Source organism: Pseudoalteromonas sp. C2R02, from assembly GCF_018860845.1.
GTDB lineage: Bacteria > Pseudomonadota > Gammaproteobacteria > Enterobacterales > Alteromonadaceae > Pseudoalteromonas.
Genome location: NZ_JAHKQC010000008.1, coordinates 12,337 through 22,900 on the forward strand (window position 1 = coordinate 12,337; position 10,564 = coordinate 22,900).

General features: G+C 35.0%; 8 protein-coding genes. 6 read left to right on the forward strand and 2 right to left on the reverse strand.

Translation table 11 applies throughout. The features are described from left to right. Positions 1-37 precede the first annotated feature (37 nt). Entirely contained in the window at positions 38-1,567 is a 1,530-nt protein-coding gene (locus KO527_RS00780; RefSeq protein ID WP_216038508.1) for a fumarate hydratase, read from the reverse strand. A 212-nt stretch (positions 1,568-1,779) separates the two neighbouring features. Here KO527_RS00780 and pabB point away from each other — a divergent pair, with 212 nt between their 5' ends. The 3 genes from pabB (at position 1,780) to KO527_RS00795 (ending at position 5,852) form a co-directional block, all read left to right on the forward strand. Then, positions 1,780-3,162 (forward strand): aminodeoxychorismate synthase component I, encoded by a 1,383-nt coding sequence (gene pabB / locus KO527_RS00785; RefSeq protein WP_216038509.1) that lies wholly within the window; start codon positions 1,780-1,782, stop codon positions 3,160-3,162. Positions 3,163-3,754: 592 nt separating this feature from the next. Further along, positions 3,755-4,348, forward strand: coding sequence for a CoA pyrophosphatase (locus KO527_RS00790; RefSeq protein ID WP_216038510.1), 594 nt, complete (start codon positions 3,755-3,757; stop codon positions 4,346-4,348). 127 nt (positions 4,349-4,475) lie between these two features. Then, a complete protein-coding gene (locus KO527_RS00795) occupies positions 4,476-5,852 on the forward strand; it encodes an L-serine ammonia-lyase (protein ID WP_216038511.1) in 1,377 nt (458 codons plus the stop codon). Positions 5,853-5,934: 82 nt separating this feature from the next. On the opposite strand, the gene cysB is transcribed toward KO527_RS00795, so the two are convergent. Next, complete coding sequence (cysB, locus tag KO527_RS00800) at positions 5,935-6,912, reverse strand: HTH-type transcriptional regulator CysB (protein ID WP_042145167.1); 978 nt, start codon at positions 6,910-6,912, stop codon at positions 5,935-5,937. Between the two features lie 155 nt (positions 6,913-7,067). Here cysB and KO527_RS00805 point away from each other — a divergent pair, with 155 nt between their 5' ends. The 3 genes from KO527_RS00805 to KO527_RS00815 all read left to right on the forward strand — a co-directional run bounded on the left by KO527_RS00805 (position 7,068) and on the right by KO527_RS00815 (position 10,221). Further along, the gene (locus tag KO527_RS00805) at positions 7,068-8,678 is read left to right on the forward strand and encodes a response regulator (protein ID WP_216038512.1); all 1,611 of its coding nucleotides are present in this window, start codon (positions 7,068-7,070) and stop codon (positions 8,676-8,678) included. Further along, positions 8,678-9,361: a HAMP domain-containing sensor histidine kinase gene (locus KO527_RS00810; RefSeq protein WP_216038513.1), complete on the forward strand. Its 684-nt coding sequence runs from the start codon at positions 8,678-8,680 to the stop codon at positions 9,359-9,361. Before KO527_RS00805 ends, KO527_RS00810 begins: the two co-directional genes overlap by 1 nt. A gap of 95 nt (positions 9,362-9,456) precedes the next feature. Further along, positions 9,457-10,221 carry a hypothetical protein gene (locus tag KO527_RS00815; protein ID WP_216038514.1) on the forward strand — a complete coding sequence of 255 codons (765 nt, stop codon included), beginning with the start codon at positions 9,457-9,459 and terminating at the stop codon, positions 10,219-10,221. Positions 10,222-10,564: the final 343 nt, after the last annotated feature.

Below are 10,564 nucleotides of genomic sequence, written 5' to 3' on the forward strand. Positions count from 1 at the left end.
CCGTAGCGCTTTTATTTTTCATATATTAAATCTTAAATTAAGACTTAAGTTTAGAGTCTAACTCTTCAATTTTAGCCTTCCAAATTGCAGGGCCTTGAGTATGCGCATTAGAGCCTTCACTATCTACAGCCACTGTAACTGGCATGTCTTCAACTTCAAACTCATAAATAGCTTCCATACCTAAGTCTTCAAATGCAACAACACGTGCTTTTTTGATTGCCTTAGATACTAAGTAAGCGGCGCCGCCTACAGCCATTAAGTAAACTGATTTGTTTTGCTTAATAGACTCAACTGTTGCAGGACCACGTTCCGCTTTACCTATCATGCCAACAATGCCCGTTTTCTCTAGCATTAAGTCAGTAAATTTATCCATGCGTGTTGCAGTTGTAGGACCAGCAGGACCTACAGCTTCATCGCCAACCGCATCAACTGGACCTACGTAATAGATAAATTTATTATCAAAATCTACGCCTTCAGGTAAACCTTCACCAGAATTGATCATATCTTGTAAACGTTTATGCGCTGCATCACGACCTGTTAAAATGGTACCTGATAGCAGTACTGTTTCACCCATTTTCCATTCTTGGGTATCTTCCTTCGTTAATGTGTCTAAATTAACACGGCGCGTATCTTCACCTACTTCAAAAGTCACTTCAGGCCAATCTTCTAATTTAGGTGCTTTTAAATCAGCTGCACCTGAACCATCTAAAGTGAAATGTACATGACGCGTAGCTGCACAGTTAGGGATCATCACAACGGGTTTTGAAGCAGCATGTGTTGGTGCTGTTTTGATTTTAATATCTACAACTGTCGTTAAACCACCAAGGCCTTGTGCGCCTATACCTAGTTTATTTGCACGTTCAAAAATATCTAAACGCATTTCTTCTTCAGTTGTTTGTGCACCACGCTCCATAAGCTCATGAATATCAACCGGATCCATTAATGACTCTTTTGCCAATACCGCTGCTTTTTCAGCAGTACCGCCAATGCCTATACCTAACATACCTGGTGGACACCAACCTGCGCCCATAGTTGGTAATGTTTTTTCAACCCAAGCTGCAACATCATCTGAAGGGTTAAGCATAACCATTTTAGTTTTATTTTCTGAACCGCCACCTTTAGCAGCGATCATTACTTCTACTTCAGAACCCGCCACTAAATCTACATGAACAACAGATGGTGTATTATCTTTTGTATTTTTACGTGCGCCAGCAGGATCTGAAACGATAGATGCACGTAACGGATTATCAGGATTTAAATATGCGCGACGTGTACCTTCATCAACCATTTGCTGAACTGTTAAATCAGTTTTATCCCATTTAACATCCATGCCTACTTTTACAAAACACGTTACTATGCCAGTATCTTGACATAATGGACGTTTACCTTCAGCTGACATACGAGAGTTAATCAAAATTTGTGCTATCGCATCTTTTGCCGCTTTACTTTCTTCACGGTGATATGCTTTTTCAAGTGCTTGAACAAAATCTAAAGGGTGGTAAAAAGAGATATATTGTAAAGCGTCTTCAATACTATCGATTAAATCTTGCTGACGAATAATGGTCATACTGTATCCTTTGTTGGCCAGTGACGGTGGCTTGTTTTTCAATTTTCTATATTTTAACTTAACTTAGGCCAAGGTGTAATAAATTTTAGAAAAATCTCTTTGAAATTAATTAATGACAAAAGCGCAAGAGACTAAACTCGCATCTTTTACTTCTATCAGTATAATACCCCTCCATCTTATTTACGCTATATATTTAAAGTAAAAGACTGTTAATGAATAAAGAACAATTAATCTGCAGAGAAATACACATCTCAGATACAAGCTGTGAAGTTTTTTCGCGATTTAGTGCACAGCCTTGGGCCGTTTTTTTAGATTCAGCCAATCCTAAGCACATTAACAATCGATTTGATGTGATTGCTTTCAGTCCACTGAAAACAATTGAAGCGCGTAATGGTAAATGTTTTGTCAATAATAAATTATGTCTATCTTCGCCTTTTGAATTACTTAAAACACATTTACAAAGTTTTTCATCCCTAAAGGCGCCTTATGATTTGCCTTTTAGTGGCGGTTTATTAGGACATTTTTCATATGATTTAGGGCGATATATAGAAAATATTGACAATAATTCAATTGATGATATCTCATTACCAGATATGGCTGTCGGTCTATATCCTGATGCACTTATCTTTGATCACAAAACTAACAAGTGGTTTTTTATATCCCAGCCTGATTTTAATCGCTTTGATTTATATGAATCACTTTTATTGTCAGACACACCTGATCAAGTAGAGCGTTTTCAATTGGCTTCACAATGGCAAGCTAATATGAGTAAAAGCCAATACACTAAAAACTTTAATTGCGTGCAAGATTATCTAAAATCTGGTGATTGCTATCAAATCAATTTAGCCCAAAGGTTCAGTGCCCAGTATAAAGGTGAACCTTGGCAGGCTTATTTAAAACTGAGAGAAGAAAACAAAGCGCCTTTTTCCGCCTACATAAATCACCCTAAAGGTAGTATTTTGTCAGTGTCTCCTGAGCGTTTTATTCAAATCAAAGATAGATTCATTGAAACTAAGCCTATTAAAGGCACATTACCAAGAAGTAATGATCCTGTTATTGATCACAATAATGCACTTAAGCTTGAAAACTCTGAAAAAGATCGCGCAGAGAATGTGATGATAGTTGACTTATTGCGTAATGATTTAGGAAAGGTCGCCTCCCCTGGCAGCGTGAAGGTTCCGGCTATCTTTCAAATAGAGAGTTTTGCTGCTGTTCACCACTTAGTGAGTACTGTTACAGCACAATTAGCAGATGGGAAAACAGCTATAGATCAATTAGAAGCAGCATTCCCTGGCGGTTCTATCACTGGTGCCCCTAAAATACGCGCTATGCAGATTATTGAAGAACTCGAACCTCATAGACGTTCTATATACTGTGGGTCGATCGGATATATAAGTGCCTGTGGAAACATGGATACCAGCATTACCATTCGTACTTTAATATGTGATAAAGAATCTAAGCAAATTCATTGTTGGGCTGGCGGCGGCATTGTAGCCGATTCTACACCTGATGCTGAATATCAAGAAACCTTTGATAAAGTGCATAAAATATTGCCAGTCCTCAGTGATATGAAGGCTGAAACTACTGTAAATTAATTTAGTTACATAGTGCTTGTGGCAATATGGATACTAGCATTACCATACGTACTTTAGTATGCGATAAAGACTCTAATCACATTAATACCAATTGTATTAAGTAAGTTCCTACTCAGAGTCTTTGGGGATTTTCAATTCTAGGCATGTTATCGCAGTAATGGTTATTCCCTTAAAAGATAACATAACAACGAAGTGTAAATCCCCAGAGGCTCCTGTAAGGCGGGTTTAAAAGCGATTTATACAGCGTTAAATAATTTTTAAATAGAATAACTATGGCTTCAATTATTTGCCTTGTCTAAAGCGCTTTTAACTCCCGCTGAATGGGAAGTTAATTAATACAATTGGTATAACTGCTGGGCTGGCGGCGGCATAGTTGCCGATTCAATAGCTGATGCTAAATATCCAGAATTATTTGAGAAAGTACTTAAATATTACCAGTACTCAGTGGCATTTAAACTATAATTGCTGCTTATTAGCTTTTATTATCTAAGCCTAAGCCCTAATATTGATTCCCGCATTACATTTAGCTTACGAATATGTGATACTAATTTTAGAGTTCATAATTTAATTTCATATAGGATTAAGGAGTTATGTGAACATTCATAAGTTTATACCTCAGTTTCAACTAAATGCTTTAGTAGGCGATCATGGATACCCACATAATGCGGTTAAAAGCTCTGTGCTTGTTCCGCTTTGTGATATTGAAGGAAAACTACATGTATTGTTATGTAAGCGCCCAAGTTATTTAAAACATCATCCAGGCCAAATTTGTTTTCCTGGCGGTAAGTTTGAACAACAAGACACCTCGCTTAAAGCGACAGCATTTAGAGAAACCAAAGAAGAACTCGGGATCCCAGAACATGAAATTAATTTAATTGGACAAATGAATAGCTACTGGACGCTAACAGGTTTTGAAATAAAACCATATGTTGGAGAAATAAACGCTAATTTAACTTTAAGCCCTCAAACATCTGAGGTATCTGATACTTTTTTCATTCCCTTCAACCAATTAAGCCAAAGTGATAATTGGATAGATCTTAACTTCACTAGAAATCAACAACAAGTTGTTTTGAAGGGATTTATGACAGATTATGGGCTTCTGTGGGGCGCGACAGCACAAATTATTTTAAATCTAATTAAACAAGTTACTCCTAGTAATAAAAACGTTATTTTACCTTCTGTGTAATATATCCCGATTCTTTTCTTTAATATTTTTTATGATATTGATAAATAAATACAATCGGTTTATATGAATATAATTAATTTTAATACGTTATAATTATTAATCCGTTCTAGGTATTAAGAGAATTTTTATGATCAGTGCATTCGATATGTTTAGCATTGGAATAGGTCCGTCATCTTCTCACACAGTGGGACCTATGCGTGCATCACGCTTATTTGTTAAATCATTACAACAACAAAATTTGATTAGCAAAGTTACAGAAGTAAAAGTAGAGTTATTTGGTTCTTTAGGTCAAACAGGTATCGGTCATGGCTCTGGTAAAGCAGTCATTTTAGGGCTGGCTGGTTTTAATCCTGATACGATAGATACAGATAAAGTACCTGAAATTTTAGCAAAAATTGAACAAGATGAAATAATCCATCTTGATCAAACATTCCCTGTGAAGTTCCCTAAGAAAGGTGCAGTGGTATTTCATAGAAGAAAAACGTTACCTAAGCACTCTAATGCGATGGAGCTAGTTGCTTTTGATGGAGAAACTCAGATCCATAGCCAAGTCTACTACTCTATTGGCGGCGGATTTATTGTCTTAGAAGAAGATTTCGATAACCAAAAACAACTTGAATTAGCAAAACGTGAAGAACAACCTGCGCCATTTCTATTTGATTCAGCAGATCAACTTGTTTCTTTATGTAAAGAACAAGGCTATAGCGTATCGACACTGATGATGGCTAATGAAAAAACCCTTAGGTCTGTCGATGAAATAAAGGATGAACTTTATAATATCTGGCTAGTGATGGAAGCTTGTATCACTAAAGGCATTGAGACTGAAGGTATTTTACCTGGTGGCTTAAAAGTTAAACGTCGTGCACCAAGTTTATATCTACAAATAAATGTAGAAAGTAATGATGATCCACTGCGAGCTATGGACTGGGTTGATTTATTTGCAATGGCTGTTAATGAAGAAAATGCTGCAGGGGGTCGTGTTGTGACTGCTCCCACTAATGGTGCAGCTGGAATTCTGCCTGCTGTTTTGATGTATTATAATAAATTCATTAAAACCGTTGATCGTGATATCGCAACCCGTTATTTATTAACAGCAGCTGCTATTGGCATTTTATATAAAAAGAATGCTTCAATATCTGGCGCAGAAGTAGGATGTCAAGGTGAAGTCGGTGTTGCATGTTCAATGGCAGCTGGTGCACTTGCTGAAATCATGGGTGGCAATGTAGAGCATGTTGAAAACGCTGCTGAAATTGGTATGGAACATAATTTAGGTTTAACCTGCGACCCAGTTGGCGGCCTTGTACAGGTTCCTTGTATCGAAAGGAATGCAATGGGTTCAGTAAAAGCAATCAATGCTGCTCGATTAGCGCTTCGCGGTTCTGGTGAACAAAAGGTATCCTTAGATAAAGTAATCAAAACCATGTTAGATACAGGTAATGATATGAAAACTAAATATAAAGAAACCGCTCGAGGTGGACTAGCAGTAAATATTATTGAGTGTTAGCTTTTCATTACTAGTCAGGACATAAATTAAAAAAGGCTTGATAATTCAAGCCTTTTTTATTGGTTCTGACCCCAGTAATAAGTTATCTGACAGGTAATTCTATATTTTTAAACAAGGCATCCACTTCATCTTGATTTCTTAGTAAACTTGCTCGTTCAACTAACTCTTTTGTTAGATGTGGTGCAAATCGCTCAATAAAGTCATACATATAAGTACGTAAGAAAGTGCCTTTCCTAAATCCTATTTTTGTTGTACTAGCAGCAAATAAATGGCTTGCATTAATACATACTAAATCAGTATCTGTCACTTGATCTATTGCCATAGATGCAACAACACCAACACCTAAACCTAAACGCACATAAGTTTTAATCACATCCGCATCTGTTGCTGTAAATACAATATGAGGTTCTAAACCTTGCTCATTAAAGGCTTTATCAAGCTCAGAGCGACCGGTAAAGCCAAAAACATAAGTGATCAGAGGATATTGTGCGATATCTTCAATCGTTAAATTATGGCGTTTTTTAGCTAATGGATGAGTTTTAGCTACAACAATACTTCGTGTCCAGTGATAACATGGCAACATTACTAAGTCAGAATAAAGATGAAGTGCTTCAGTTGCAATTGCAAAGTCTGCATCGCCCCTGGCTGCGGCTTCTGATATCTGTGTTGGTGTTCCTTGATGCATATGCAAAGATACTTTTGGAAATTTTTGCATAAAACCCTGAATCACTTGAGGCAGTGCATATCTTGCTTGCGTATGTGTCGTAGCAATATTTAACTTACCTTGATCTGGTAAAGTATGCTCATTAGCAACCGCTTTAATGCTTTCAACTTTTGAGTGGATTTCTCGAGCTAAATTAATAATCTCTTTACCAGCAGAAGTGACGTGCGTTAAGTGCTTGCCGCTTCTTCCAAAAATTTGTACACCTAATTCATCTTCAAGCATACGTACTTGTTTAGAGATCCCAGGTTGAGATGTATACAAATTTTCAGCTGTTGCAGAAACATTTAGGTTATTATTTAGTACTTCAACGATGTATTTTAATTGCTGTAATTTCATTATATTTAATTCTCTTGTTATTACTTATAGTTATAATCCTTTGTGCTTATTATTCCAAGTTCTAAATTGATTATTTTGCAATTATTTATGCATTCCCTTTAAACTTTAACTAAATACACCTAAATTTAAACTATGTTAAGATTTTATACGACAATATGAACAATTCACTCAACAGATATTCTGACATTTCTTTTTTAATAATTGATGACTTCTCAGAGTTTAGGTTATCACTTAAAAATATGGTAGAAAGCTTTGGCGCACGCCATGTAGATACCTGTACAAATGCTGAGGATGCGCTTGAAATATACGCCGAACATTATCATAAAATGATACTCGTTGATTATAACTTAGGCGAAGGTTTAAGCGGGTTGCAATTGCTAGAAGAATTAAATCATAGAAATTTACTTAAAGCTGATACTATTTTTGTATTGATCACCGGCGAAACCGCAATGGACTTGGTTATGGGAGCGCTTGAATACAGACCTGATGATTATTTAGCAAAACCTTTTACGCGTAATTCGTTAAAAGCACGATTAGATAAATTAATGAAGCAAAACCAATTATTACAGCCTATCTATGCTAGTTTAAATAAAAACAAACCAAATCAAGCCCTCTCTTTATGCGATGTGCTGCCATTAAAAAATAAACGCGCAGCAATGCCTTGTACCAAAATAAAAGGCGATATTCTATTAAAGTCGGGTCAGTATGCAAAAGCGGCTAATATTTATAACAGTGTGATTGAACAAAAGGAACTGAACTGGGCACTTATGGGCTTAGCAAAATCTTACGCCGGTTTAGGTATGTTACCAAAAGTAAAAGATTTATCAGAGCGGATTATTTGTAAAAATAAATACGCGCTCGCTGCATATGATTTGTTAGGGGAAACTTATTGTAATTTAGGTGATTATGAACAAGCTTTTAATTTATTAAAAACAGCCATAGAAATTTCCCCGAACTCACTAATAAGGCAAAGGCAATTAGGTTATTTAGCACTAAGATACCTAGAGATTGAAACTGCATATTCCGCTTTTAAAAAGGTACTTTTATTAGGCCGAAGCTCTATAAAAATATTGCCAGATGATTTCATTAATACATTACAAGTAATCTGTATGGTTCAACTTGGCTCTTTTGGCGCTTTATCAAGACGAGCGCCAAAAGAATATAATGCAGTTTATAGGACAATCACAAAAAATTATCCTAATAATATTCAATTAAAAACAGCCGTTGAACTACATCAACTATTACTTAAATATTTACTTGATAAAAGTGATAGTAATTTGACTGGGATCATTAACTTATTACAAAATTTATCAAGCCACCCGGATAAATTAAAACCGTTTTTAATCTCAGAAATTGCATTTATTGAAAAACACATTGAAAATAATGAAATAAAAAACATTATCGAGCAGACGATAGGTATAGAACAATCAGAACTATTTACCCAAGAAAATGCCAAGAAGTCTCAGAATTATAATAAACAAGGCATGCTTAAATTTAAGCAAAAAGACTATGTTACAGCTATGAATGCATTTAAAACCGCTTTATTGAATGCCCCAAGCAACGCAAATGTCGCATTAAACTTGCTACAATGTTTATACAAGCTTGCTTTATCTGACAATAAACAGCATGTTGAATCAGCTATTTTAACTTTATGTGCGCAATCTTTAGAAAACTTAGAGCCATCAGATCACAGATATACCCATAGCCAAAATTTATTTAACCATATAAAAGCACAGTTAGCGACACAAACTGGAAAAGTGAAATAATGAAAGAAACTGAAATTGATTTTTCTACCGTACTAGGTGCTAGCATGCATGATATGAAAAACTCATTATGTATGCTGTTACAATCCATTGATTTAATAAATGAAAAAATCGATCATGATAATCAAACCCGTGCAGAACTTGCTCAGATACATTATGAGATAGCCAGAGTAAATTCCAACCTATTACAATTACTGGCGTTATATAAAAACAATAATAAAAATTTTCCTCTCAATGTTGAAGAGCATTATATTGATGAATTAGTCGATGAGCTTTGGGCAAAAAATGAAATGTACATAGATAATAAACAAATAACATGTACATGTGATGTTGAAGAAGAGCTTGCTTGGTTTTTTGATTTAGATTTAGTCAGCAATTTACTCAATGATATTTTAGTTAATGCTTTAAGGTATACAAAATCAAAAATATTAATCACAGCTAAAATCGTAGATAAAGTACTCGAAATTAATATTTATGATGATGGTAACGGTTATCCTGATCTAATGCTAAACTCACCAACTGATAAAATGAGTTCAACCAATTTAATTAATAACCGCACTGGTTTAGGGTTATATTTTGCAAATTTAATTGCAAATGCCCATGAAACAAACAATTTAAGAGGCAGTATCGAACTCAACAATGGTGGTTTATTAGGTGGTAGTATTTTCACTTTAAAAATACCTTAGAATTAATTTAAAAATTTATCGTCTAAATTGGTATAAGTTACTATATTTATGTAAGATTAAGTTTGATTATTCGTTTTATTTAAAGAGATGCACATATGATAGTTTCTATCATCATTGTTTTGATTGTTGCTTTAGTAGTAATTGCCGTTTGGGTAAATGCTATGCAACAGCATAAAGAAAAACAAGAAGTTGAACGTAGACAAGAATTGGCAAAACATAAAAAAATAATTGAAGAAACTGAATCAGTCTTGATGAATTCTTCAAATATTCCCATGTCAAAATCAATCATTGCTGTGATGCAAAAAAGAATATTTGATTCTTTGAAATCAATGTCTGAGCTATCTCCTACCTCTAAAGAGATAAAAAGTCGCTTACGTGAAGCGACAGAAAGAGTGTCTAATCCACAGACAGGTGACAGCTCAGGTTCAGAAAAAGTTGTATTACCTGATAATGAAAAACAAATAATAGGCCTAGTACAAGGCATTAAAAAGTTACGTAACTTGCTTCGTTCTGAGCACTCTAAGGGTAGAGTCGATACGCAAATTTTCTTATCAGAAGATAAAAGATTGGAAAAAATACAGTTAAAAATAAATATAGATAGCCAAGTTAAGCGTGGTAATGCAGCACGCGCTGCAAATATGTTAGGCTCAGCTCGACAATATTTTGAAAAAGCACTTAATACGCTTGATTCCGTGTCCTATACAGATGAGTACATAAGTTCAAAGAAAGCTGAATTAGAAGGTTTCCTTTCACAAATAACAACAGATTTAAAAGCTACTAATGCAACTGATGCTAAGAAAAAGGCAGAGCAAGAGCAAGATGATCTAGATGTATTATTTGCACCTAAAAAGAAATGGTAGTTTGATTTTATTATCATATTAGAAAGCCGTTGTGTCATACAATATAAAATAATTTAACTCCAAGACCATGAGCTCTGCTTTTGGTCTTTTTTTATGTGAATGTTGAAGATATCTATTAATCTTTGTCACTGAACTCCCTACAAATCAATTTTTACGCCCGACATTATAACGCAGTAAACCTCATAAGTATCCAACTACAGGTAAACCTGTACGCCCTATAATTTAATCATCAATTAATTGCTAATAACTGGTATCTGACTTATACCAATCTTGGTTTCAGCTATTAAGCTAGTGTTCTAATATAAATTAGGATAACTTTTCAAGAGCACAGGTTTATAGCTCT

Coding starts and splice junctions, on each gene's coding strand:
- KO527_RS00780 (WP_216038508.1), bottom strand. CDS start 1,567: ATGACCATTATTCGTCAGCAAGATTTAATCGATAGTATTGAAGACGCT.
- pabB (WP_216038509.1), top strand. CDS start 1,780: ATGAATAAAGAACAATTAATCTGCAGAGAAATACACATCTCAGATACA.
- KO527_RS00795 (WP_216038511.1), top strand. CDS start 4,476: ATGATCAGTGCATTCGATATGTTTAGCATTGGAATAGGTCCGTCATCT.
- cysB (WP_042145167.1), bottom strand. CDS start 6,912: ATGAAATTACAGCAATTAAAATACATCGTTGAAGTACTAAATAATAAC.
- KO527_RS00805 (WP_216038512.1), top strand. CDS start 7,068: ATGAACAATTCACTCAACAGATATTCTGACATTTCTTTTTTAATAATT.
- KO527_RS00810 (WP_216038513.1), top strand. CDS start 8,678: ATGAAAGAAACTGAAATTGATTTTTCTACCGTACTAGGTGCTAGCATG.
- KO527_RS00815 (WP_216038514.1), top strand. CDS start 9,457: ATGATAGTTTCTATCATCATTGTTTTGATTGTTGCTTTAGTAGTAATT.